The following is a 24095-nucleotide window of genomic DNA, read 5'->3' as shown; positions in this document are numbered from 1 at the left end:
AGGCAATGCTTACCTCACCTGCGGCTGCGCCCGCGGGACGCCGTGAGGGTGCGGAAGCCGTAGCCCGCCGTGCCCGACGCCGGACGCTCGCGTTGCTGACGGCGGTCGTCGCCCTGGCGCTCGTCGTCCTCGCGAGCCTCGCGCTCGGCGTCCGCGACATCAACCCGGCCGAGGTGTGGCGGGCGCTGACAGCTCCGGTCGCAGGCCTCATGGACCACGACGTGGTGCTGGAGCAGCGGCTGCCGCGCACCGTCGTGGGGTTGGCGGCGGGCGTCGCGCTCGGCATGGCGGGCACGCTGATCCAGGGTGTCACCCGCAACCCGATCGCCGACCCCGGGCTGCTGGGGCTGAACTCGGGTGCGTCGCTGGCGGTCGTCTGCGCCGTCTGGCTGCTGGGGATCACCTCGCCCATCGGCTACGTGTGGTTCGCGTTCCTCGGGGCCGCCGTCGCGGCGGCGATCGTGTTCTCGGTGGGGCGGGGCCAGCCGGTGCGGCTCGCACTGGTCGGCGCCGCCGTCACCGCGCTGATCACGCCGCTCATCACGCTCGTGCTGCTGCGCGACCAGCAGGCGTTCAACCTGTACCGGTTCTGGTCGGTCGGCTCCCTGACGGGCCGCGGCCTGGACACCGTGACGGCACTGTGGCCGTTCATCGTCGTCGGCCTGGTCCTGGCAGCGGGACTCGCGCACCGGCTCAACATGCTGGCCCTCGGGGACGACGTCGCCACCGCACTCGGGCAGCGGGTCGGCACCACGCGCGCCCTCGCGGCGGTCGCCATCGTGCTGCTCGCGGGCACGGCGACGTCGCTCGCCGGGCCGATCGCGCTCGTCGGGCTCGTGGTGCCGCACGCCGCGCGCCGTCTCGTGGGCACGGACTACCGCTGGATCATGGCGGTCGGTGCGCTGCTGGGCCCGGTCATGCTGCTGTCCGCCGACGTGCTCGGCCGGCTGGTCCTGCCCCGCTCCGAGCTCGAGGCCGGCGTCGTCGCCGCACTGCTCGGCGCGCCGGTGCTGGTCGCCGTCGCCCGGGGCCGGAACGTGGTGGGGGCCTGATGTCCGCCGCCGTCACCGTCCGCACCGTCGCCGAGCTGCGCACCGTCCGGCGCCGCCGGCAGACGCTCGTCGTGTCCGGGATGGTCCTCGTGGTGCTCGGCGCCGGGACCGTCGCGCTCCTGATCGGCGCCGCCGGCCTGACCCCCGGCCAGGCGATCGCCGGCGTCCTCGGCCTCGGCGACAAGGGCGACGTCTTCGTCATCCAGAAGCTGCGCCTGCCCCGCATCGAGGCCGCCGTCGTGATCGGCGTCGCGTTCGGCCTGGCCGGCGCCCTCTTCCAGTCGACCCTGCGCAACCCGCTCGCCTCCCCCGACATCCTCGGCATCTCGACCGGCGCGAGCCTCGGAGCGGTGCTCGGCGTGCTCGCCCTCGGGCTGAGCGGCGTGGCGCTGTCCGGGATCGCGTTCGCGGGCGCGGCGCTCGTCGCCCTGGCGATCTGGCTGCTGGCGTGGCGCAGGGGCCTGCACTCGATCCGGTTCGTACTGGTGGGCGTCGGGTTCGCGTACCTGGGCTCGTCCCTGATCGCCTGGACCCTGGCCCGCGCGCAGGAGCACGAAGCTGCGGCCGTCCTGACGTGGACGGTCGGGTCCATCTCCGACGTCCGCGGCGAGCAGCTCACGCTCGTCGCCGTCGGGACGCTCGTGCTGTCCCTCGCGGTCGCAGTCGTCTCGCGGACCCAGGGCCCCCTCGCGCTGGGCGACGACAACGCGCGCGCCCTGGGCGTGCACGTCGACGCCGCCCGCGTGGGCACACTGCTGCTGGCCGTCGCGCTCGTCGCGCTCGCCACCAGTGCCTCCGGCCCCATCGCGTTCGTCGCCCTGGTCGCGCCCGCCATCGCGCGCCGCCTGGTGAACGACGGCGGCGCCGCGCTCGTCGCGTCCGCCGTGACCGGCGCCGCCCTGACCCTGGTCGCGGACGTCGTCGCGCAGCACGGGCTGCTCGGCGTCGCGGCTCCGGTCGGGGTCGTCACGGGGCTCGTGGGCGCCCCCTACCTGCTGTGGCTGCTCGCCACGAACGAGAAGAGGAGCCGATGACCAACCTGCGCGCCGAGGGCGTCAGCCTGGGCTACGACGGCCTCAAGGTCATCGAGGGCCTCGACCTGACGCTGCCCGACGGCAAGATCACCGCGATCGTCGGGCCGAACGCCTGCGGCAAGTCCACGCTGCTGCGGGGGCTCGCCCGACTGCACCCGCTCGACGGCGGCCGCATCACGCTCGGCGGTGCCGACATCACGGCGATGCCGCGCAAGGAGCTCGCGCGCAAGGTCGGCATGCTGCCGCAGTCGTCCATCGCGCCGGACGGCGTACGGGTCGCCGAGCTGGTCAGCCGCGGCCGGTACCCGCACCAGGGCTGGTTCGGCAGGCACTCCTCCGACGACGACGCCGTGGTCACCACCGCGCTCGAGTCCACGGGGGTCGCGGAGCTCGCGGACCGGCCGGTCGCCGAGCTGTCGGGCGGGCAGCGCCAGCGCGTGTGGATCGCGATGGTGCTGGCGCAGCAGACCGACATCGTGCTGCTCGACGAGCCGACGACGTTCCTCGACGTGCGCCACCAGCTCGACCTGCTGGACCTGCTCACCGAGCTGAACCGCGACCGGGGCACGACCGTCGCGATGGTGCTGCACGAGCTCAACCTGGCCGCCCGGTACGCCGACCACCTGGTCGTCATGTCGGCCGGCCGGATCGTCGCCGAGGGGACGCCGTCGGACGTGCTGACGCGCGAGGTGGTCGACGAGGCGTTCGGGCTGCGCGCCCAGGTGGTACCCGACCCCGTCGCGGGCTCCCCCCTGGTGGTCCCGGTAGGCCGTTTCCACTCGAAGTAGGCGTGGTTTACCTCACTCAGACCACTCGCAATTCCGCAACATCAACGTGACCTAATGCAGTTAGGGTTACCTCATCTCGACCGGCACCCCGCCGGTCGTTCGACTGAAACCCCCGGGAGAAACCGTGCGATCTCGCCGATCCCTCGCAGCGCTCGTCGGCCTCGTCGCCGCGGCCGCCCTCACCCTCGCGGGCTGCGCGTCCGAAGAGCCGGCCACAGGCGGCGACACGACGCCGTCCGCCGATGCCTCCGGCGCCACCGACGAGTTCCCCCTGACCATCGAGCACGCGCTCGGCGAGACCACGATCGAGGCGGCGCCCGAGCGTGTCGCCACGTGGGGCTGGGGCTCGACCGAGGCCGCGATCGCCGCGGGCGTCTTCCCGGTCGCCGTCGCCGAGCAGACCTGGACCGTGGGCGAGGGCAACCTGCTCCCCTGGGTCGAGGAGGCCTACGACGAGGCCGGCGTCGAGCACCCGACCGTGCTGACCGACGCCGAGGCCGGCGCGAGCGTGCCCTACGAGGAGTTCGCGGCCGCCGAGCCCGACGTCATCATCGCCACGTACTCGGGCATCACGCAGGAGCAGTACGACCTGCTCAGCGAGATCGCCCCGACGGTCGCCTACCCGGAGACCGCCTGGCAGACGCCGTGGGACGAGATCATCACCGCCACGGACGCCGCCCTGGGCCGCAGCGCCGCGGGCGAGGCCAAGGTCGACGAGATCAACGCGTACCTGGCCGAGCAGGCCGAGGCGCACCCCGAGTTCGAGGGCAAGACCGTCGCCGCGATCGTCGACTCGCCCGACGAGGGCCTGATCTACGTCTACCGGGCCGGTGACCCCCGCGCCGGGTTCCTGGAGGGCCTCGGCTTCGAGACCGCCCCGGCCGTCGAGGAGCTCGCGCCGGACGACGGCTCGTTCTTCTACACGCTGTCGTACGAGGAGCTCGACAAGCTGGAGTCCGACCTCGTCGTGGCCTACACGTACACCGAGGAGGAGGCCGCGGCGCTCCCCGACAAGAAGGAGCTGCAGGCCCTGCCCGCCGTCAAGAACGGCATGGTCGCGCAGCAGGTCGGCACCGTCGCGGTCTCGGCCGTCTCCCCGCCGACGGCGCTCTCGGTCGAGTACCCCGAGGGCATGCCCAAGCTGATCGACGCCCTGGCGGAGACGCTGAACAAGTAACCACCTGGCCGAAGTAGAACTCTCGCGAGAGTTCTACTTCGGCCTGGGGGCGTCCAGCGCCCCACCGTAGCGGCGGTCGCGCTTCGCGTACTCCTCGACCGCGTGCCACAGGTGCCGGCGGTCGACGTCGGGCCACGGCTCGTCGAGGAACACCATCTCGGCGTACGCCGCCTGCCACAGCATGAAGTTCGACGTGCGCTGCTCGCCCGAGGACCGCAGGAACAGGTCGACGTCGGGCAGGTCAGGCAGGTACAGGTACTTCTGCACCGTCTTCTCGGAGATCCGCTTCGGGTCCAGCTTCCCGGCGGCGACGTCGCGCGCCATGGCCGCGGCGGCGTCGGCGAGCTCGGCCCGGCTGCCGTAATTGACGCACATCGTCAGGGTGCAGAGGTCGTTGTCCTTGGTGCGCTCCTCCGCCTCCTGGAGCACGTCGATCACGGACTTCCACAGCTTCGGACGGCGCCCGGCCCAGCGGATGCGCACGCCCCACGACGCCATGACGTCGCACTGGCGGCGCATCACGTCCTGCGTGAAGTTCATCAGGAAGCGCACCTCCTCGGGCGAGCGCTTCCAGTTCTCGGTGCTGAACGCGTACGCCGAGACGTACTCGACGCCCACGTCGACCGCACCCGCGACCATGTCGAGCAGGGAGTTCTCGCCCGCCCGGTGCCCCTCGACGCGCGGCAGGCCGCGGGCGTTCGCCCAGCGCCCGTTGCCGTCCATGACGACGGCGACGTGCCGCGGCAGGAACTCCTTGGGGATCCGCGGGGCCCGCTCCCCGGACGGGTGCGGGAAGGGCGCGACCAGCTCCCGGTTCGCGTTCCGGGCCATCAGCGCTCCACCATCTTCAACGATCGCAACGTTCTCTCCAGGTAGTACTGGCCGTAGGCGGCGACGAGGCCGCTCGCCTCCTTGCGGTGCCGCGCGTCGGACGCGTCGGCGGTCGCCCAGTCCCCCGCGAGCAGCGAGGACAGCAGGGCGAAGGTCTCGGGTGCGGGTGCGGTGGAGCCCGGCGGCCTGCAGCGCGGGCAGACGGCGCCGCCCTGCGCCACGTTGAACGAATGGTGCGGGCCTGGCTCGCCACAGCGCGCGCAATCCTCGAACGACGGTGCCCAGCCGGCCACCGCGAGCGCACGCAGCAGGTACGAGTCGAGCACCAGGCCGGCGTCGTGGTGCCGCTCCGACAGGGCCCGCAGGCCGCCGGCGAGCAGCCAGTACTGCTGCACCGCCGGCTCGTGCTCCTGCGCGACCAGCCGGTCGGCGGCCTCCAGCATCACCGTGCCGGACGTGTACAGGCCGTAGTCCTCGCTGATCGCGCGGGCGTAGGCGCCGATGGTCTCGACCTGCGTCACCGTGTCGAGCCCCATGCCCGGCCGGGGGTTACGACCGGTGTGCAGCTGCACGTCGACGGCCATGAACGGCTCCAGCCGCGCGCCGAACTTGGACGACGTGCGCCGCACACCCTTGCCCACGCCACGCACCTTCCCGTGCTCGCGCGTCAGGAATGTGACGATGCGGTCCGCCTCACCCAGCTTCTGGGTACGCAGCACGATCGCGTCGTCTCGGTACAGGGGCACAGAGCCATTCTGCCCCCAGTCACCGACACTCAGGCACGCCCTGTGCTTTCCGGTCGCGGCGACGCTGCGCTCCGCGTCACCGCTCTCTGCGTCACCGCTCGACGAACCGGGTCCCGTCCGCCGTCAGCTCCGGCTCCCACACGAACCGGTGGATCACGTGCTTCTCCAGGATCCAGCGTGCCAGCAGCGCGACGCCGCCCCAGACCACGAAGAGCAGGAGGGTCTGCAGGAAGTTGATGCTGATCTTGTCGAACCCGCTCAGCGCCAGCGTGGGGATCAGGAAGATCAGGCCCAGGAACGCCGGCAGGAGCTGGATGCCGACCCACTGCACCACCGAGAGCATGTCGACCCGGCGCTCGGCGACCACGCCGTGGAAGTCCATCACGTTGACCACGTGGTCGGCGCGCCACTTGGCGACGTGCCGGGCCACCGTCCACTGCGCGTCGCGGGCGTCGAGGGCCGAGCTGCCCGACGGCAGCCAGATCCCGAGGATCTGGTGGATCTCGGCGGGCGTCAGGTACCCCTTGTCGAGGATCGCGAGGCTGTGCACGGGCGGCTGCCGGGTGTTGGTGGGCAGCACCAGGGCGGCCAGGAACAGCAGCAGCCCGCCGGTCCCCAGCAGCCCCACGAGAGCATCCGGGAGCCACGGCAGGAGCAGGGTCGCGGTGGCGAACGCCAGGGCGCCGAGCAGCGCGCAGACGATGCGGTTCTTCATGGTCATGGTAGGTAGGACTTTACCGGCATCTCGTCGTGCGCCGGGGCGATACGTCCGTTTCGAGATCTAAGTTCCGGGGGTCAGAAGAACAGCGTGTCCCGGCCGTCCAGGGGCCGGGAGACGATCCACCAGGCCGCGACCTGGAGCGCGAGGACCACGGGCAGCACCACCAGGGCCACGACGCCGAGCGCCGCCATGGTGGGCTCGGAGACCGCGCCGTGGACGAGCCGCGGCCACGCCGCGATCGCCGTCCCGACCACGGGTGCGGCGACCATCACCGACGTGACGAGGACCGGCAGCGGCCCGCTGCGGCGCAGCCGCCAGGCGACGACGGCGTCGCCGTGCAGGCGTGTGACCACGACCGCCGCGATGCCGAGGGCCAACGCGGCGACGCCGCTCCCCCAGGCGACGCCGAGCAGCGCGCCCCAGCTCCCGGCGAGCGTGATGCTCGCGACCACGAGCACGACGTCCCACACGTCGCGCCACACGTTCCCCGGACGGCGGCTGCGGAGCCAGATCCCGGCGTCCCGCAGCGCCCAGGAGCCCACCAGCGTGATCGCCACGGGATATCCAGCGCTGAGCAGGTCTGCCTCGGCGTGCGGGAACACGCCGATCAGCACGCCGAGCGCGGCGATCAGCCACACCTCCCCGGGCAGCAGCAGCGGGCCGACCGCGCCGAGCACCAGCCGGCGCTCGGCCGGCTCCCGCCGACGTTCCTTGCCGTCCTGGCCGTGCTCCTGCAGCAGGGTGGCGCCCGCGCCCTGGACGGCGCCGTCGAGCACCACCCACCCCGTGACCAGGACGGTGAGCAGCACCGCCCATGCCGACGCGCTCATCGGCTCTCCTGCGGCGGCCCGAAGCGGAGCAGCACGGCGGCGTCCGCGCCGTCGTCCCGCAGGACGTCGGCCGGCGCGGCCCCGAGCACCAGGCGGTCGGTCCCGGCGCGCGCCAGCCGGGTCAGGACCCACCAGTCGAGGACGGCCAGCGTCACCATGAGGCCCACGAGCAGCACCAGCGAGGCCAGCACGGCACGGGCGGGCTGGTCGGAGGTGACCTGGTCGACCCGCAGCACGCCCTGGACCACCCACGGCTGCCGCCCCAGCTCCCGCACCAGCCAGCCCGCGATCCCGACGAGGAACGGCAGCGGCAGCAGGGCCGTGAGCACCGCGTAGAGCGGGCGTCGGCCGCGCATCCGGAACAGGGCGCCTCCGATGAGCAGCAGCGGGAGCACCAGGGCCCCCAGGAACACCAGGTCCGCGGTCCGCATCATGACCTCCAGCAGCACGCCGACGGCGGGATTCCGGTCGAACGAGCCGGTGTCGCCGACATAGCCGAACTGGGCGTACCCGAACGCCTGCACGAACAGCACGCCCACCAGGCCGGTCCAGATCCCGGCGCGCATGGAGCGGCGCCAGAGGTCCTCGTCGGGGCTCACCGGCAGACGCTCGCCACCGCCCACGCGCCGCAGGTGCCACGCGGAGACGCCCACGAGCACGAACCCGCCGGCCAGCAGGCAGGCACCCACGACGTGCAGGCCGGACACGAGCGCGGCCGGGTTGGTGACCAGTGCGCCGAAGTCGGTGATGCCGGCGACCTGGGCACCGGGCGGGCCCTCCAGCACGTACCCCACGGGGTTGCGCAGGAACCCGTTGGCGACCATCACGGCGAAGGCGGAGGCGTAGCCGGTGAGCACCACGGCCCAGAAGATGGCGGCGTGCAGCCCGCGCGGGAACAGGTGCCAGCCGAACACCCACAGGCCCAGCAGCGTGGACTCCAGGAAGAACGCCCCGAGCGTCTCCACGGCGAGCGGGGCCCCGAAGACCTCGCCGGCGACGTCGAGCAGGCCCGGGAAGTGGAGCCCGAACTGCAGCTCCAGCACGATCCCGGCCGCGATGCCGAGCGCGTAGTTCACCAGGTAGATCTGGCCCCAGAACCGGGTCGCGTTGCCGAGCACGACGGCGCGCGGACCCGAGGCCCGGGCCCAGCGCGTGTTGAAGATCGCCACCACGGGGCCGAGCCCGAGCGTGAGCAGCACGAAGAGGAAGTGCACAGCGGCCAGCAGCGCGAACTGCAGGCGGGCGAGTTCCGTGGCCTCCACGTTTCCGAGACTACGTAGCCGAACCGGTCGCGGCGAGAGGATTCGGGCATGACCGGGGGAAACCTCAGGGATCACCCGGATCGGGTGGTGGGGCTGCCCCTACCCCCGGGGTGAATCACCGGCGATCGACGTCGTCCCCGCCGCCGAGGTCGGTGCAGTCGATGCCGACGGCGCCGTGCGTGCGCAGGTACAGCCCGGCGCCGGCGTCCCCGCGGACCGAACCGGCGAGCGGCTCCCAGTGGGCGCGGCCCAGCAGCACGGGGTGCCCGGGGCGGCCGTCGTAGGTGGCGCGGGCGAGGGCGCTGCGGGCGGTGTCCGGCTCGCCGAACGGCTCCAGCACGCGGCGGACGGCGTCGGGCCGCAGGCCGGGCAGGTCCACCAGGGAGACGACGGCGGCATCCGCACCGGTCTCCTGCGCAGAGGCGAGGCCGGTGCGCAGCGACGCCGCGAGCCCGGTCTCCCACTGGTCTGCGACCACGGACGTCGCGTCGGACAGCGCCAGGCGCTCGGCCGCGTCGGCCCGCGCGCCCAGCACCACGACGACGTCCGCGCACCCGCCGTCGACCAGCGCCTGGCAGGCGAGCTCGAGCCAGGGCGTGCCGCCGTCGCTGCGGGCCAGCGCCTTGGGCATGCCGAACCGGCTGCCCGCGCCGGCCGCGAGCACGATGCCGACCGTCGTCGTGCTGTTCCTGGCGTCCATGACCTTCTCCGTCCTGCCCGGCGTCGGCCGGGTGCATCGCCGTAAAAGTACCGGACAGGGTCGGTTCCGGGGATCCCCCGCCGCGCCTCAGTACGGGACGCGCGTGGTGTGCTCGCGCCAGGCCTCGAAGGGCTCCCCGGCCCGCTCGATCCGGTGCTCGACGACGGGGTTGGGCCACGTCGACCGGTCGCGGTCGAGCAGCTCGTAGAACTCACGGTCGTCGAAGCCGGCACGCTCGGCGTCGTGCCGGTCCGCGGCGAACACCACGCGGTCGACCCGGGCCCAGAGGGCCGCGGAGAGGCACAGCGGGCACGGCTCGCACGAGGCGTACAGCGTGGTCCCGGCCAGCGAGAAGGTGCCGAGCTCCTGACAGGCCGCCCGGATCGCCACCACCTCGGCGTGCGCGGTGGGGTCGAGGTCCCGGGTCACCCGGTTGCCGGCGGCCGCGATCTCGGCACCGTCGCGCACGACGACGGCCCCGAAGGGACCACCGCCGTCGGCCACGTTCCGGGACGCGACCTCGACGGCACGGGCGAGCCACGCGGCGTCCTCGGGGCCGACGGAGGCCCGGGGTGGTGTGCCGGAGGTGTCGGGTGCGCTGCTCACTCCTCGATGCTCGCACTGCTGCGTTTCAACGGCGTTCCCAGGAGGTGACCTGATCGAAACGTCCGTTTCACCCGGGTTGCACTGGTTCCCTCGGGCCCCGGGTTTCGAGATCGGTCGCTTGCGTCGAGGCCGGTCGGTTGACGGACCGGTCTCGACGCAATGGACCGATGTCGCCACAGGCCGCGGACCCGGGCCGCTAGCGTGAGCCGGATGGAGACCGCCGCCGTCTACGCGCACTTCGCCCTGAGCCAGGCTCGGAACGGCGGGTCGCCGACGTACGAGGACTGGGCGTCCGGGGTCGCCGCCGACCCGGAGGTGTGCGCGCTGCTCGACACGCTGCCCGAGCCCAAGCGGCAGCCCAACCTGCTGTTCGCGGCGGCCCGGCTGGCGGGGGCGCCGGCGGGCGCCTGGGCCGCGGTGCGGTCCTGGCTGGTGGCCGCCTGGCCCGGCGTCGAGCACGAGATGCGCACCCGGGCGACGCAGACCAACGAACCGCGCCGCTGCGCCACCCTCCTGCCGACGCTGGCGGCGGTCGACGGCCCGGTCGCGCTGGTCGAGGTGGGCGCGTCGGCCGGGCTCTGCCTCTACCCGGACCGGTACTCCTACGCCTACACGACGCCGGACGGGACCGTCACGCGGCTCGACCCGGCCACCGGCCCGAGCGACGTGCTGCTCCCCTGCACCATCGAGGGTCCGGTGCCCACCCGGCTGCCCGACGTCGTGTGGCGCGCGGGCATCGACCTGAACCCGCTCGACGTGCGCGACCCGGCCGACCTCGCCTGGCTGGAGGCGCTCGTCTGGCCTGAGCACACGGACCGCGTCGGGACGCTGCGCGCGGCGGCCCGGCTGGTCGCGGCCGACTCGCCACACCTGGTGGCCGGCGACCTGCTCGCGGGGGTCGCCGACCTGGTCGCCGCCGCACCGGCCGAGGCCACTGTCGTGGTGCAGAACTCCGCGGTGCTCTGCTACCTCCCGCTGCCGGAGCGGGCGGAGTTCGCCGCCACGATGGACCGCCTGCGGCGCACGCGCGGCGTCGTCTGGCTCAGCAACGAGGGCTGGACCGTGCTGCCCGACGTCGCCGCGAAGCTGCCCGCGGGCGCCGATCCACAGTTCATCCTGGCCCGGGACGGCGAACCGGTGGCGCTCACCGACCCGCACGGCCGGTCGGTGCGGCCGCTGTAGCGCGCAGCAGCGCCCACAGCCGGTCGGGGCGCATCGGCAGGTCACGCGGGCGGACGCCGGTCGCGTCGGCGATCGCGTTGGCCAGCGCGGGGGCGACCGGGTTGTAGGGGGCCTCGCTCATGGACTTGGCGCCGCGGGGCCCGAGCCGGTCCACGGTGTCGGCGAACAGCACCTCGGTGTCGGGGACGTCGGCGGCCTGCGGCACGCGGTAGTGCCGCAGCCTGTCGGTGACGACCACGCCGTCGCGCACCACGAGCTGCTCGGTCAGGGCCGAGCCGACCGCCTGCGCCACCCCGCCCTCGACCTGCCCGCGGAGCTGCTCGGGGTTGATCACGACGCCGGCGTCGACGGCCTGCACCGACTGGAGGATCCGCACGGCCCCGGTCTCTCGCTGCACGGCGACGCGGAACCCGTGGACGTTGAACGCGACGGACCGCGGCGACCCGTCGTGCGTGGCCTCGGCCGACATCCCGGCCAGGTCCGGACGTGCTCCAGCGGCGATCGCACCTCCGGTCGAGCCTGTCGAGACCACCGCGTCGATCTCGGCGCGGAGCACCGCGGCCGCACGCTGGACCGCCAGGCCCGCGACGACCGAGCCCGCCGAGCCGAAGGCACCCGTGTCGTAGCCGGACGTCGCCGTGTCCGACGGGCGCACCCGCACCCGCTCGACGGGCACGCCCAGCTCCGTCGCGGCGAGCTGCGCGTGCACCGTCGTGGTGCCGTTGCCGAACTCGGCGGTGCCGACGTCGACCACGAAGTCGCCGTCGGGCGCGACCGTGACCCGGGCGTGCGTGTGGTGCCCGCGCGGCGGGATGGTCGCGATCATCGCGAGGGCCACCCCGCGCCCCTCGGCCCAGCCCTCCGGGGCCGCCTCGCCCCGGCCCGAGGCCAGCGCGTCCTCGACGAGGTCGAGGCACTGGTCCAGCCCGTAGGACCCGTACTCCAGGTCGCCGTCCACCGGTTGGCCGACGATGAACGGGTCGCCCGGGCGGACGACGTTGCGGCGGCGCATCTCGACCGGGTCGATCTCCAGCCGCGCGGCGAGCTCGTCGAGCGCGCCCTCGATCGCGAACTGCACCTGCCCCAGCCCGTACCCGCGGAACGCCCCGGACGGCACGTTGTTGGTGTAGACCGACTCGGCGTCGACCCGCTTGTTGGGGGCCCGGTACACGGCCATGGACTCGTGCACGCCGTGGAACAGCACGCCGGGCGCGTGGTTGCCGTAGGCGCCGGTGTCGGCCAGGACGTCGATCGCGAGCGCCGTGAGCTCGCCGTCCGCGGTCGCCCCGGCGCGCACCGTGACGCGGAACGGGTGCCGGCACGGCACGGTCGTGAACTGCTCGGTGCGGCTGAGCTCCCACTGCACGGGCCGCCCGGTGCGCAGGGCGGCGAGCGCGACGACGTCCTCCACGAGGAGTTCCTGCTTGCCGCCGAACCCGCCGCCCACGCGGCCCGCGACCACGCGCACCTGGTCCCGCGGCAGGTCGAGGAGCCGCGCGAGCTCGTCGCGCACGAGGAACGGCACCTGCGTGGAGGTGCGCACGTGCAGCAGTTCCTCCCCCGGCTCCAGCCAGGCGCGGGCGCCGTGCGTCTCCAGCGCGACGTGGTTCACGCGGGCCGTGGTCCAGGTCCCGGTCACGGTCGCCGCAGACGCCGCCAGGGCCGCGTCGACGCCGTCGTGCCCGGGTGCGGCGTACTCCTCGTGGACCTGCGCGACGACGTTGCGGCCCGCCTCCGCGACGCGGTGCCCGGCGGGTGTCTTGCCGGCGTGCAGCAGGGGTGCGCCGGGGCTGCGGGCGGCCTCGGGGTCGAGGACGGCGGGCAGCACCTCGTAGTCGACCCGAACCAGGGCGAGGGCGGCACGGGCCTGCCGTGGGGTCTCGGCGACGGCGACCGCGACGCGCTGGCCGACGAACCGCAGCACGGGGTCGAGCATGCGGGTGTCGTCGGGGTCGTCGAGCCGGTTCTGGTGCCGTCCGGTCGAGTAGAGCGTGTCCGGGACATCGTGGTGCGTGAGCACCAGGTGCACGCCGGGCGCGTCCCGGGCCGCGGTCGCGTCGATGCGGGTGATCCGCGCGTGCGGGTGCGGACTGCCGAGCACGGCGACGTGCAGGAGACCGGGCGGCGCGGGCTCGTCCAGGGTGTACGGCTCGCGCCCGCGCACGATCCGGGCCGCGGCCGGCGCGGCGACCGCGCGCCCGAACGCCGCGCCCGGTTCCGCGACCTCGATGTTCGCCCGGCCCGCGATCGCGTCCCGGATCGACCGGTACCCGGTGCAGCGGCAGAGGTTGCCCTTGAGGAGCTCGGCGGTCGGGCCGTGCTCGGGCGTCCCCGCGATCGTGCAGACCATGCCGGCCGTGCAGAAGCCGCACTGGAATCCGGCGGCCTCGACGAAGGCGCGCTGCACGGGGTGCAGCGCCTCGCCGTCGGCGCCCGGTTCGCCGCCCGGGCCGAACCGGCCGAGCCCGGCAGCCGTGACCACCTCGGCGTCGACGGCGCGGTGCGCGGGCACCAGGCACGACTGCACCGGGGCGCCGTCGAGCAGCACGGTGCACGCGCCGCAGTCGCCCGTGTCGCAGCCCTTCTTCACCGCGGTGGTGCCCTGCTCGCGCAGGTAGGTGCGCAGGCACTGGCCCGGCCGGGGCGCGCCCGTGACGTCGGCGCCGTCGATCCTCATGCCGCACCGCCCAGCTCGTCGAGCGCCTCGTGCGCCAGGCGCCGCGTCATCGCGCCGCGCCAGTCCGCGGTGCCGTGGGTGTCCTCGAACCAGCCGACGGTGCTTCCGATCCGGTCGAGCCAGCGGTCCAGCATGTCGTGGTCGCGGGCGTCCAGGCCGTGTGGCGCCGACACCGACGCCGTCACGACGATCCGGGGACCCCGCTCGTCCGCGCGGCCCGTCACCATGGCCGCCGTCCGGCCGGTCGGGGTGAGCGACGCCCGCCGGAACACGGTGCGCTGACCGAGCACGGCGGCCGGCACGCGCACCTCGCGGAGCACCTCGCCCGGCTCCAGGGCGACCACGCCCGCGGCCGTGACCAGGCGGGCGACGGCGACCTCGCGCGAACCACCGTCCGGCGTCCACACGACGGCCCGCGCGCCGAGCGCCGCGAACAGCCCGATCATCGACCCGGCGGGCAGTCCCAGCGCGAGGTTGCCGCCCACGGTCGCGGTCCGGGCGACCTTCGCCGACAGCGAGAGGGCCGAGACGCAGTCCCGCACGATCCCGAGCCCGCGATACGGGCCCTGCGCACCGAGCGCACCCGGCCCCGCCACCAGCTCCACCAGGGTGCACGTGCCGGCCACCCGCAGCCCGGACTCGTCCACGGACCACGGCTCCCAGCCGAGCCCGGTGAGGTCCACCAGGCCGGTCACCCCGGCGTGCAGCGGCTCCGAGTACAGGAACGTGCCCCCGCCCAGGAACGCCTCGCCGGGCCGCAGCACGCAGTCGGCGCGGGTCCGCGCCACGCGCACGGTGTCGATGTCCAGGTCCACGGTCCGCGTCTCACCTCTCGTCGATCTCGCGCAGCAGCTCGTACCGGGCGTCGATCGCCTCGACGCGGGCGGTCGAGCCGTCGAGCACCTCGTGCACGCGGTCCGACAGCATCGCCACGACGCTGACCGGCGCCACCAGCGAGTCGAACGCGCCCTGCGTGCTGATCGGGCACTCGATCCACCAGGTCACGGAGCCGGCGAGGTGGCGCAGGCTGGAGTCGGCGAGCAGCAGCACACGGACGCCGTCGGCCAGCAGGGCCTCGACCATCTCGCCCACGCGGAACGCGTGCCGGCGGATCGAGACCACCACGACGACGTCGTCGGGACCGAGGCCCACGAGGTCGTCGGCGAGCGACTGGCCGGGGCCCGGCGCCAGGTGCACGCGCCCGCGCACCTGGACCAGGTTGCGCCGCAGCTGCGTGGCCGGGCCGAGCGAGCCCCGGCGGCCGACGACCACCACGTCGCCCGCGGTCGCCAGGGCCTCGGCGATCTGGTCGAGCGTCGCGTCGTCGAGCGCGGCGTAGACCTTCTCCAGGTTCCGGACCTCCTGCTCCAGCCGTTCGCGCAGCCCGGGTGAGGGGTCCACGGCGATGGGCAGGCCGCGCCCGCGCTGGGCGCGCAGGTCCTCGCGCAGCCCCTCGAAGTCCTCGTAGCCGAGCTTGCGGAACAGCCGGCTCATCGTGGCCTTGGAGACGCCCGCCAGGGCGGCGAGCTCCGTGGCACGGTAGGTGCCGAGGTCGCCGAGGTGGTCCAGCAGCGCGTCCGCGGCGCGGCGTTCCTGCGGGGACAGGTCCCGGTAGCCGGTGGCGATGCGGTCCTCGAGCGGGCGGTCCGCGAGCGACGTCATCGGGTCTCCTCCGCGAGCGCCAGCACGGCCGCGGTGTACGCGTCCAGCGCGAGGTCCACGTCCTCGGGCTCCACGTGCTCGTCCGGGTGGTGGCTGATCCCGTCGCGGCAGCGCAGGAACAGCATGCCGACATCGGTCACCGCGGCCATCGCCATGCCGTCGTGCCCCGCGGGGCTCCACAGCCCGGCCGGGTCGGACGACGTCGTGGTCGCCTTGGTGATCCCGGCCGCCACGGCCCGGCTGAGCCGCGGTGCGCAGGTTGTCGACGGCGCCCGGTGGGTCTCGGTGTGCTCGATCGTCACGCCCCGCGCGTCGGCGATCTCGCGGCCGGCCACCGCGATCTGGTCCCACAGGCCGTCGCGGTCGGCGTCGGTGCGCCCACGCAGGTCGAGGGTCAGCTCGGCCCGGCCGGGGATCACGTTGACGGCGCCGGGCTCGACGTGGATGTCGCCCACGGTGGCGAGGCAGCCGGCCGCCCGGGCCAGCTCCTCGATGCGGGTGACCAGGTGCGCAGCGGCGACCAGCGCGTCACGGCGGCGGTCGAACGGCGTGCCGCCCGCGTGCCGGGCCTCGCCGGTGACGGTGAGCACGAAGCGGCGTGCCCCGGCGATGGTGGTGACGTACGCGAGCGGCAGCTGACGGTCCTGGAGCACCGGCCCCTGCTCGATGTGCGCCTCCAGGTAGCCCACCAGGTCGGCGGGGCGGCGGGCGGCGTCGCCCACCCGGTCCGGGGGCAGGCCGAAGCGTGCGAACGCCTCGCGCAGGGTCACGCCGTCGGCGTCGGCCTGGTCCCACCAGGCCTCGTCCCACTGGCCCGACGCCGCGCAGCTGCCCAGCAGCGCCTTGCCGAACCGGGTGCCCTCCTCGTCGGAGAACCCCACGACCTCCAGGGCGAACGGCAGGGCCTGGCCGCGCAGCCGGTGCGCGACGGCGATCGCGAGCACCACACCGAGCATGCCGTCGTAGCGCCCGGCGTCGGGCACGGTGTCGAGGTGCGAACCGAGCACGAGCGCGGGCTCGCCCGGGGTGCCGGGCCGCTGGGGCGCGCCGGCCGCGGACCGGCGGCCCCAGATGTTGCCGGCGGCGTCGGTCTCGGTGTCCAGGCCTGCGTCGAGCATCCAGGCGCGCACCGCCGTGTTCGCGGCCGCGTGCTCGGGCGAGAGGTACACCCGCTCCAGGGCGTCCGGGCGCGCCGAGTGCCGCGTCAGGTCGTCGCAGCGGGCCATGACCCAGGCGGTGGTGCCGATCGCGGTCACGGGGACGCCTCCTCGTAGACCGCGAGCGCCGCGGTGACGCCGCCGCCGGGCTCCGTGGCGAACCCGGCCCGGCGCAGCTCGTGCTCCAGTGCCGCGAGGGTGGTGAGCACGGCGTCGCGGCGGGCGTTGAAACCCATGGTGCCGATGCGCCAGACCACGCCGTGCAGGGGGCCGAACGAGGTGCCGATCTCGATGCCGAAGTCGTCCAGGAGGGCGCCGCGCACCGCGTCGCCGTCCACGCCGTCGGGGATGCGCACGGCCACGACGTTGTGCATCTTGTGGGCGACGTCGCCGAAGACCTCCAGGCCGAGGCCGCGCACGCCGGCCAGCATCGCGGCGCCGTGCCGGGCGTGCCGGCCGGTGGCCGTGGCCATCCCCTCGGCGACCAGGAGGCGGGCGCACTCGCGCGCGGCGTAGAGCATGGAGGTGGCCTCGGTGTGGTGGTTGAGGCGGCGGGGTCCCCAGTACTCCATGATCTGCGCGAGGTCGAGGTAGTTGGAGCGGATCGGGCTGCCGTGGGGTTCCGCGTCGTCCGCGGTGCGGATCCCGGCCTCGACGTGCCGGCGCCGCTCGATCGTGACGACCGCGGCGGGCGAGAGGGTCACGGGGGCGCTGCCCGACGGGCCGCCGAGGCACTTCTGCAGCCCGGCCGTGGCGGCGTCGACGCCCCACTCGTCGGTGTGGAACGGGTTGCCGCCCAGGGTCGCGGTGGCGTCGACGTACAGGAGCGCGTCGTGCTCGTGGGCGATCCGGCCGAGCTCCGCGAGCGGCTGGGCCATGGTCGTGGAGGTGTCCCCGTGCACGACGGCGACGACGCGCGGCCGCACGCGGCGGACGGCGTCCTCGATCTGGCCCGGGTCGAAGACCGTGCCCCACGCCGTCTCGATGGTGTGCACCTCGGCGCCGGCCCGCGCGCCGATCTCGGCGAGCAGGTGCCCGAACCGGCCGAACACCGGCACGAGCACGCGGTCGTCGGGCTCCAGCAGCGACACGAGCGCAGCCTCGATGCCGGCGCGGGAGGTGCCGTCCACAAGCAGGGTCTGCTCGTTGGCGGTGTCCCAGACCGTGCGCCACAGCACCATGGCCTCCGTCATGGTGTCGGTCATGAAGGGGTCGAACTGGCCCACGAGCGGCGCGGCCATGGCGCGCAGCACACGTGGGTCCGCGTCCACGGGGCCGGGGCCCATGAGCAGCCGGGCGGGCGGGTGGACCTGCCTCATGCGGGCCTCCTGGCCTCGTCGGCGGCAGCACTCCCGGGGCGGGCGATCAGCCGTCCGTCGCCGCGCACGTGCTCGACGTCGTTCGCCGGGCGCCAGGTGCCGCCGTCGAGCTGGCCGTGCGCCACACCCTCGGAGAACTCGTTCATGACGACCTGCCCGCCGAGCACCGTATGGGTCACCGCCCCCGTGATCGTCATGCCGTGATAGGCGCTGACCGGGTTACGGTGCGCGAGCTGCGCGGCGTCGACCGCTGAAACGGTGTCGGGCTCGTAGACGATGAGGTCTGCCGCGGCGCCCTCGGCGATGACACCCTTGGGCCGCTCGCCCCGGTCCAGGCCCACGAGCGTCGCCGTGTTCCGAGCCGTCCACCGGGACACCTCCGGCAGCGGCACCCCGCGCCAGCGGGCGGCGTCCGCCAACGCGACGAACCCGGTCTGGAGCCCCGAGATACCGCCCCAGGCGGCCTGCAGGTCGGTCTCACCGACGGGTCCGCCGAGCACCTTCTCGGCCACCGACGACGGCGAGTGGTCGCTGACCACGCAGTCCAGGATGCCCTCGCGCAGCCCGTCCCACAGGGCGTCCTGGTTGCCCCGGTCGCGGATCGGCGGGCAGCACTTGTACGCGGCGTTGCCGTCGGGCACGTCCTCCGCGGCGAGCACCAGGTAGTGGTGGCACGTCTCCGCCGTGACGGGCAGACCCTCCGCCTTGGCCTCCTCGAGCAGGTCGAGCACCTTTGCCGAGGACACGTGCAGCACGTGCGTGCGCGCGCCGGTCTCGCGCACGGCGTCGAGCAGGGTGCGCACCGCCGCCGTCTCGGCCCCGTCGGGACGGGAGAGCAGGAAATCGGCGTAGGCGCGCGACGGCGGGTGCGGGGCCCTCGCGAGCACGGCGGGGTCCTCGGCGTGCACGGCGAGCAGGCCGTCGAACCGGACCAGGCGGTCCATCACGACGATCAGCTCGTCCGCGTCGAGCGGCGGGAACTCCGGGACGCCCGAGTCGGCGAGGAAGCACTTGAACCCCAGCACGCCCGCGTCCCAGAGCGGCTCCAGGTCGTCGGCGTTGCCGGGCACGGCGCCGCCCCAGAAGGCGACGTCGACCGGCAGCCGGCCGGACTCCCAGTCGGCGTCGCCGGGGAGCTGGGCCGCCGCAGCCCGTGCCGCAGCCTGCTTGACCCGCAGCGCCTCCACGCTCGTGGTCGGCGGGATCGAGTTGAGCGGCATGTCCACGATGGTGGTCACGCCACCGTACGCCGCGGCGCGCGCCGCCGAGGTGAACCCCTCCCAGTGGGTGCGCCCCGGCTCGTTGACGTGCACGTGGGTGTCGACGCCCCCGGGCAGGACCACACGGTCGTGCAGCTTCCAGACCGCCGTCGGCCGGGGCGGCGGGGCGCCGAACAGGTCGTCGGCCGGCTGCAGGACGGCGTCGGGGTCGGACGTGCCCCACCACACCTGGGCGATCCGGTCGCCCTCGGTCCGCACCACCGCCGGGCGGAGCTCACCCTCGACCAGCACCCGCTCGGAACCGATCAGCCTGTCCGTCATACGAATCCTCCGATCGTGGACCACACGGCATGCTCCGGGCCGTCCCCGGACCTCTGGACCGCCGCCTCGATGAGGCCGTAGGGCCGGTCGGCCGCGAAGAACACCTCGCCCGGGTTGTCCAGGCCGAACGGCTCCAGGTCCACCAGGAAGTGGTGGTTGTTGGGGCACGACAGCCGGATCTCGGCGATGTCGCCGAACGCCTCCAGCACCGCGCGGCCCATCGCGAAGACGGTCTGCTGCAGGGCCAGGGAGTGCAGCTCGGCGAACGTGGTCAGCAGCAGAGCGCGGACGGCGGCGAACCGCTCGTCGTAGTCGGTCGGACCCGCGGCGTCGGCGAACGACGGCGCGTACCGCCACCAGGCCGTGACATCGGTCGCGAGGATCCGGTCGTCGGTCTCGGGCAGGGTCGTGTACCGGTCGCGCGGGAACCCGGAGAACTCCGAGCCGGTCGACTTGAGCACCGTCACGTCGCGCAGCCCGGCGAGCACGGTCAGGCCCGCGTCGTCGGCGTGCACCAGCGCGGTGCGGCGCTCGGCGGCGCCGCGGACGAAGGAGTGGTCATGGCCGACGGCGCCCGGGGCGCCCCCGGCGGCGTCGGCCCCGATCCGCTCCCAGCCGTACTGCTCCGCACGCCAGCGCCCGCCCGTGACCTGCGGCTCCGCCAGGAAGTGCCGCGCGAGCCGCAGCAGAAGGGTCTCCGGCGATCCGACGCCGTTCCGCGCGAACGCGTACACCGTGTTCTTCTGCGTATCGGTGGCGATGACGCCGGTGTTGTCCCCGGACTCGTGCGTGGCCCGGAAGTCTCCGCGCAGCTGCGAGGTGATGCTCAGGTCGGTGATGCGGTGCCGCGGGGTGCCGCGGTCGACACGCACCAGCCGGACCTCGGCCTTTCCGTACTGGTTGGGACCCAGGACGATCGACATTCAGCTCCCCCGGTAGGTGGTGTAGGCGAACGGGCTCAGCAGGAGCGCGACGTGCGTGTGGTCGGGTCCGAGCACGACGTCGAGCACGACCTGCCCGAAGAACGTCTCGCGGTCCTGCGCCCCGAACCAGTCGCTGACGGCGAACGTCAGCACGTGCCGGCCTGGCGTGACCTCGCCCCAGGCGATGCGGCCGTCGGCGTCGGTCGTCTCCCGGCGGTCGCCGAGGGTGACGGAGAGCCCGGCGGCGGGCAGGCCGCGGGCGGCGTCGAGCACGTGGGTCGACGCGGTGCTCACGGTGCCACCGCCGGTGCCGGGGTGTTCTCCTCGACGATCGTCTCGAGCCGCAGCAGTGCGATCTGGCGCAGCTGCTCCGCGGTCACCAGCGCCTCGGTCGCGGGGTCGTTGCCCAGGCGCTCGGTGAGGTTGTCGAGGATCTGCTCCGCGGTGCGGCCCGCCGCGCGGACCAGGAAGATGCGGCCGAACCGAGCCTCGTAGGCGGCGTTGCTCTCGGCGATCCGGGCAGCGGTCGCCTCGGCCGCCGTCGGCTGCTCGGTGCGGGCCAGCCGGGCCGCGGTGCTGTCACCCGCCGCGCGCTCACCGATGCGCGGATGGTCCGCCAGGGCGGCGTCGATGTCCGCGGCCGTCCAGTCGGCCGCGGCGCGCATGGCGTGCAGCAGCAGCTTGTCGCGGCAGGCGAACGGGCGGCCGGACACCACCGCGTCGACCCACGAGTCGACGTCGGCGCAGGGGCGGACGGTCGCCGCGGCGTCGGCCGGGGACAGGGCGTTGAACGTCGCGAGGTCCATGACACAAATCTACGGTTTCAACGCGATTTGCGGACGGCACACGAGTTTCAGCCCTGTAAACCTTCGGTGCGCCGCCAGGCGGGCGGGCCGCCGAACGTAGTGTTCGTCGCCGCACGAGGCTCCATGCCCCGACCAACCCTACGTTCGACGCCGCGGCGTCGCGACGCCGCGCGGAGCCGCGGCGTCGGTGCTTCAGGGCGCCAGCCGAGCCGCCAGCTCCAGCAGGGCGCCGTCCGAGCCCGCCGGGCCGACCAGACAGGCGCCGGCGGGCAGGCCGCCCGCCGTGGCCACCGGGACCGACACCGCCGGCAGCCCACCGAGTCCCGCCACGCAGGTCAGCAGCATCGTCGCCGTGCGGGCGGCCTCGGCCTCGGCCGGCAGCGGCGCCACCGTCGCGGCCGACGGCAGCACCAGCACCCGCTCCCCCAGCCGCTCCCGGATCTCGGCCCGCGCGTGCCCGACGTCGGCCCGTGCGGCCTGTGCCTCGCCCGCGCCGATCGACCGCGCCCGCTCGAACCGGGCGCGCACCGCGGGCCCGAGCGTGTCCATCCGCCCCGCCAGCCACGCGCCGTGGGCCGCCCACGCCTCGGCGGCCTGCAGCGTCTGGAACGCGGTGAGCCACGCCGGCTCGGGCGCCCAGTCCACCGCCCCGGCTCCGGCGGTCCGCGCAAGCTGCCCGACGGCGTCGCGCACGTCGGGCGCGGCCAGGTCCAGCAGGGCGTCGCTCACCACGAGCGGGACGTCGTCGGGCAGGGTGACCGGGTCCGCCGGGAGCAGCACCTGGCCCACACGGGCCAGGGTGTCGGCGTCGCGGGCCAGCCAGCCCACCGTGTCGAAGGACGGCGCCAGCGGCAGCAGCCCGCCGGACGCGACCGTCCCGTGTGTCGACCGGATGCCCCACAGGCCCTGGTAGGCGGCGGGCACGCGCACCGAGCCGCCGGTGTCGGTCCCCAGGGCGACGCTCGCCTGGCCGGCCGCCACCGCCGTCGCCGGGCCCGACGTCGAACCACCGCTGATCCGGCCGGGCGCACGCGGGTTGGGCGGCGTGCCGTGGTGCGCGTTGGCGCCGGTCAGCGAGTACGCGAACTCCTCGGTCTGCGCGATGCCTGCGACGGCGGCCCCGGCCGCGAGCAGCCGCGCGACGGCGTCGGCGTGTGCCCGCTCGACGGGCGCCGCCGCGAGCCACGCCGGGTTGCCGGCACCGACGCGCTGGCCGGACACGGCGAACAGGTCCTTCACCGCCACGCTCTCGCCGTCGAGCACGCCGGGGCCGGTCGGGGCGACGAGCGGACCGGGTTCGGGCCGGACGCGCCACACGCTGAGGTCGAGAGCCATGCGCCCATGCTGCCAGGCCGAACGAACCAGCAGGTCAGACGGTGCGGCGCGGCGGAGCGGGTGAACTCTTGGACTACCCCTTCTCGGGCCTCCCGCCCTGTGCGATCCTGCGAGACCGGGACGGCCACCCGGCGCCCCTGTCGTCCGTCCGATCGGGGTGTCACGCCATGCTGCAAGGGCTTGGACTGTCCGGAACCGCTGAGTCGGTCTACCTCCAGATGCTCCGGGACCGCGACGCGGGGCCGGACCTGCTCGCGGCCGCGCTCGGGATCGACGAGGCGCAGGTCCGCGACGCGCTGGACGAGCTGTCCCGCCTGATGCTCGTCGAGGAGTCGTGGGCGGGCGACGAGGGGTTCCGCCCGGTCAGCCCGGAGGTCGGGCTCGCCGCCCTGCTCGCCCGGGAGCAGGCGCACGTGGCGCGGCGCAACCAGGAGATCGAGGAGGGCCGCGTGGCGCTCGCCCGGCTCGTCTCCGAGCTGCAGAACGTGCGCCGGGGGCCCGACGTCGAGGTGCTGGGCACCGCCGAGGAGGCACGCGACCGGCTCACGACGCTCACCGCGGCGTGCACGCACCAGCTGTGCACGTTCGTGCCGACGCGAGCCACGTCGTCGCGTGCGCTGGAGTCGAGCCGCGCACTGTCCCAGGTACTGCTGGACCGCGGGGTGCGGATGCGCACCGTCTACCTGGAGAGCATCCGCAACGACCAGCCCACCTGGGACCACGCGACGTGGCTGCGCAACAACGGCGCCGAGGTACGGCTGGCCGCGACCATCCCGGTGCGCCTGCAGATCATCGACCAGGACCACGCGATGGTCCCCCTGGCGGACGCCGAGTCCGGGTCCGGCGCGGTCGTGATGACGTCCCCCGGGGTCGTGGCCGCGCTGATGGCCCTGTTCACGCAGACCTGGCGGTCGGCCACGCCGCTCGGCGCGGACCGGCGGCGGGACCACGACGGCCTGTCGGTGCAGGAGCGCGAGCTGCTGCGGCTGTGGGCCAAGGGCGCGACCGACGAGGCGGCGGGCCGGCGGCTCGGCGTGTCCCTGCGGACGGTGCGCCGGCTCAGCAGCGTGCTCATGGAGCGGCTCGACGCCGGCAGCCGGTTCCAGGCCGGTGCGCGGGCCCTGGAGCGCGGCTGGCTGGCCCCTGCGGACCTCAGCTGAGGCCCGCCGGTCTCGGCTCAGCCCCCAGGGCCCCAGACCCGCACCGTGCCCAGGGTCCAGCCCTCACCCAGGGCGTCGGCCGCGGTCAGGACCAGGCGGCACCCGGTCGCCGCGGCCTGGTCCAGCGGGACCAGGAGGAAGACCACCACGCCGAAGCCACGGGGCCGCACGCCGGCGTAGACGTGAGCCAGCTCGTCCCGCGGTACGGCCGCGGCCCGGACCTCCTCGACGAGTCTCGCCGACGTGATCCAGGCCGCGTGGTTCGGCGCCTCGACGGTGATGCTGACGATGCGCACGAGACATCAGGGCTGGGCGGTCGGCGGGGCCGCGTCCCACACGGGTGCCGAGACCGGGGCCGCCTCCCACTGCGGGTCGGACTCCCACTGCGGGTCGGACGCGACGGCCGCCCCCTGGCCCGCGCCGGTGAGCAGGGCGGCGAAGAGAGCGACGGCGGCGACGCGCCGGACGGCGTTGATCTGCACGATGATTCTCCATCTCGACAAGGGGATTCTTTTTCTCTCTGCCCTCATCCTTTACCGCTCCCGGGGCGCCAACAAGAGAAATGGCCTGTCACGCAGGTGCCGCG

25 protein-coding genes are annotated in these 24095 nt (G+C 74.4%); 6 read left to right on the top strand and 19 right to left on the bottom strand.

Annotated features, from left to right (window positions below):
• Nucleotides 1-5 precede the first annotated feature (5 nt).
• The 4 genes from ACH47X_RS21065 to ACH47X_RS21050 all read left to right on the top strand — a co-directional run bounded on the left by ACH47X_RS21065 (nt 6) and on the right by ACH47X_RS21050 (nt 4051).
• On the top strand, nt 6-1052 hold the full coding sequence (locus ACH47X_RS21065) for a FecCD family ABC transporter permease (protein ID WP_397406641.1): 1047 nt from the start codon (nt 6-8) through the stop codon (nt 1050-1052).
• Nucleotides 1052-2086 (top strand): FecCD family ABC transporter permease, encoded by a 1035-nt coding sequence (locus ACH47X_RS21060; RefSeq protein WP_397406639.1) that lies wholly within the window; start codon nt 1052-1054, stop codon nt 2084-2086. The genes ACH47X_RS21065 and ACH47X_RS21060 overlap by 1 nt, the downstream gene beginning before the upstream one ends.
• The gene (locus ACH47X_RS21055; RefSeq protein ID WP_397406637.1) at nt 2083-2874 is read left to right on the top strand and encodes an ABC transporter ATP-binding protein; all 792 of its coding nucleotides are present in this window, start codon (nt 2083-2085) and stop codon (nt 2872-2874) included. The genes ACH47X_RS21060 and ACH47X_RS21055 overlap by 4 nt, the downstream gene beginning before the upstream one ends.
• 124 nt (nt 2875-2998) lie before the next feature.
• Nucleotides 2999-4051 carry an iron-siderophore ABC transporter substrate-binding protein gene (locus ACH47X_RS21050; RefSeq protein ID WP_397406635.1) on the top strand — a complete coding sequence of 351 codons (1053 nt, stop codon included), beginning with the start codon at nt 2999-3001 and terminating at the stop codon, nt 4049-4051.
• Between the two features lie 33 nt (nt 4052-4084).
• Here the strand turns inward: ACH47X_RS21050 and ACH47X_RS21045 are convergent, their stop codons facing one another.
• From ACH47X_RS21045 to ACH47X_RS21015, 7 genes are all read right to left on the bottom strand, one after another.
• The gene (locus tag ACH47X_RS21045; protein ID WP_397406632.1) at nt 4085-4882 is read right to left on the bottom strand and encodes an isoprenyl transferase; all 798 of its coding nucleotides are present in this window, start codon (nt 4880-4882) and stop codon (nt 4085-4087) included.
• Nucleotides 4882-5628 carry a DNA repair protein RecO gene (recO, locus tag ACH47X_RS21040; protein WP_397406630.1) on the bottom strand — a complete coding sequence of 249 codons (747 nt, stop codon included), beginning with the start codon at nt 5626-5628 and terminating at the stop codon, nt 4882-4884. The genes ACH47X_RS21045 and recO overlap by 1 nt, the downstream gene beginning before the upstream one ends.
• A gap of 91 nt (nt 5629-5719) precedes the next feature.
• A complete protein-coding gene (locus ACH47X_RS21035) occupies nt 5720-6349 on the bottom strand; it encodes a hypothetical protein (protein WP_036968317.1) in 630 nt (209 codons plus the stop codon).
• Nucleotides 6350-6423: 74 nt separating this feature from the next.
• Nucleotides 6424-7179, bottom strand: a complete 756-nt coding sequence (locus ACH47X_RS21030) for a cytochrome d ubiquinol oxidase subunit II (protein WP_397406628.1) — start codon at nt 7177-7179, stop codon at nt 6424-6426.
• A complete protein-coding gene (locus ACH47X_RS21025) occupies nt 7176-8441 on the bottom strand; it encodes a cytochrome ubiquinol oxidase subunit I (RefSeq protein ID WP_397406626.1) in 1266 nt (421 codons plus the stop codon). Before ACH47X_RS21025 ends, ACH47X_RS21030 begins: the two co-directional genes overlap by 4 nt.
• A gap of 115 nt (nt 8442-8556) precedes the next feature.
• Complete coding sequence (locus tag ACH47X_RS21020) at nt 8557-9141, bottom strand: nucleotidyltransferase family protein (RefSeq protein ID WP_397406624.1); 585 nt, start codon at nt 9139-9141, stop codon at nt 8557-8559.
• 87 nt (nt 9142-9228) lie between these two features.
• Nucleotides 9229-9747, bottom strand: a complete 519-nt coding sequence (locus ACH47X_RS21015; protein WP_142038063.1) for a nucleoside deaminase — start codon at nt 9745-9747, stop codon at nt 9229-9231.
• 210 nt (nt 9748-9957) lie between these two features.
• Between ACH47X_RS21015 and ACH47X_RS21010 the strand changes: the two genes are divergently transcribed.
• A complete protein-coding gene (locus ACH47X_RS21010; protein WP_397406622.1) occupies nt 9958-10929 on the top strand; it encodes a DUF2332 domain-containing protein in 972 nt (323 codons plus the stop codon).
• Here the strand turns inward: ACH47X_RS21010 and ACH47X_RS21005 are convergent.
• The 10 genes from ACH47X_RS21005 to ACH47X_RS20960 form a co-directional block, all read right to left on the bottom strand.
• The gene (locus ACH47X_RS21005; protein WP_397406620.1) at nt 10892-13606 is read right to left on the bottom strand and encodes a molybdopterin-dependent oxidoreductase; all 2715 of its coding nucleotides are present in this window, start codon (nt 13604-13606) and stop codon (nt 10892-10894) included. The genes ACH47X_RS21010 and ACH47X_RS21005 overlap by 38 nt on opposite strands.
• The gene (locus ACH47X_RS21000) at nt 13603-14421 is read right to left on the bottom strand and encodes an FAD binding domain-containing protein (RefSeq protein ID WP_397406618.1); all 819 of its coding nucleotides are present in this window, start codon (nt 14419-14421) and stop codon (nt 13603-13605) included. The genes ACH47X_RS21005 and ACH47X_RS21000 overlap by 4 nt, the downstream gene beginning before the upstream one ends.
• A gap of 10 nt (nt 14422-14431) precedes the next feature.
• Nucleotides 14432-15268, bottom strand: coding sequence for a MurR/RpiR family transcriptional regulator (locus ACH47X_RS20995; protein WP_397406617.1), 837 nt, complete (start codon nt 15266-15268; stop codon nt 14432-14434).
• Nucleotides 15265-16524, bottom strand: coding sequence for an allantoate amidohydrolase (locus ACH47X_RS20990; RefSeq protein WP_397406615.1), 1260 nt, complete (start codon nt 16522-16524; stop codon nt 15265-15267). The genes ACH47X_RS20995 and ACH47X_RS20990 overlap by 4 nt, the downstream gene beginning before the upstream one ends.
• Nucleotides 16521-17744 (bottom strand): pyridoxal-phosphate-dependent aminotransferase family protein, encoded by a 1224-nt coding sequence (locus ACH47X_RS20985; RefSeq protein WP_397406613.1) that lies wholly within the window; start codon nt 17742-17744, stop codon nt 16521-16523. Before ACH47X_RS20985 ends, ACH47X_RS20990 begins: the two co-directional genes overlap by 4 nt.
• The gene (gene allB / locus ACH47X_RS20980; protein WP_397406611.1) at nt 17741-19285 is read right to left on the bottom strand and encodes an allantoinase AllB; all 1545 of its coding nucleotides are present in this window, start codon (nt 19283-19285) and stop codon (nt 17741-17743) included. The genes ACH47X_RS20985 and allB overlap by 4 nt, the downstream gene beginning before the upstream one ends.
• Nucleotides 19282-20208: a factor-independent urate hydroxylase gene (pucL, locus tag ACH47X_RS20975; RefSeq protein WP_397406609.1), complete on the bottom strand. Its 927-nt coding sequence runs from the start codon at nt 20206-20208 to the stop codon at nt 19282-19284. Before pucL ends, allB begins: the two co-directional genes overlap by 4 nt.
• Entirely contained in the window at nt 20209-20502 is a 294-nt protein-coding gene (locus ACH47X_RS20970) for a hydroxyisourate hydrolase (RefSeq protein WP_397406608.1), read from the bottom strand. It lies immediately after the preceding gene.
• Nucleotides 20499-21014: a 2-oxo-4-hydroxy-4-carboxy-5-ureidoimidazoline decarboxylase gene (gene uraD / locus ACH47X_RS20965; RefSeq protein WP_397406606.1), complete on the bottom strand. Its 516-nt coding sequence runs from the start codon at nt 21012-21014 to the stop codon at nt 20499-20501. The genes ACH47X_RS20970 and uraD overlap by 4 nt, the downstream gene beginning before the upstream one ends.
• A gap of 192 nt (nt 21015-21206) precedes the next feature.
• Nucleotides 21207-22349 (bottom strand): amidase family protein, encoded by a 1143-nt coding sequence (locus tag ACH47X_RS20960; RefSeq protein WP_397406604.1) that lies wholly within the window; start codon nt 22347-22349, stop codon nt 21207-21209.
• Nucleotides 22350-22516: 167 nt separating this feature from the next.
• Here ACH47X_RS20960 and ACH47X_RS20955 point away from each other — a divergent pair, with 167 nt between their 5' ends.
• A complete protein-coding gene (locus ACH47X_RS20955; protein WP_397406602.1) occupies nt 22517-23509 on the top strand; it encodes a LuxR C-terminal-related transcriptional regulator in 993 nt (330 codons plus the stop codon).
• Between the two features lie 17 nt (nt 23510-23526).
• Here ACH47X_RS20955 and ACH47X_RS20950 read toward each other — a convergent pair whose 3' ends face one another.
• Nucleotides 23527-23805: a hypothetical protein gene (locus tag ACH47X_RS20950; protein ID WP_036965878.1), complete on the bottom strand. Its 279-nt coding sequence runs from the start codon at nt 23803-23805 to the stop codon at nt 23527-23529.
• A 6-nt stretch (nt 23806-23811) separates the two neighbouring features.
• Entirely contained in the window at nt 23812-23991 is a 180-nt protein-coding gene (locus ACH47X_RS20945; RefSeq protein ID WP_036965881.1) for a hypothetical protein, read from the bottom strand.
• Between the last annotated feature and the right edge of the window lie 104 nt (nt 23992-24095).

The sequence above is a fragment of the Promicromonospora kroppenstedtii genome (genome assembly GCF_044389675.1).
In the GTDB taxonomy this organism is placed as follows: Bacteria; Actinomycetota; Actinomycetes; order Actinomycetales; family Cellulomonadaceae; genus Promicromonospora; species Promicromonospora kroppenstedtii.
This window is presented reverse-complemented; position numbering and strand designations above follow the sequence as displayed.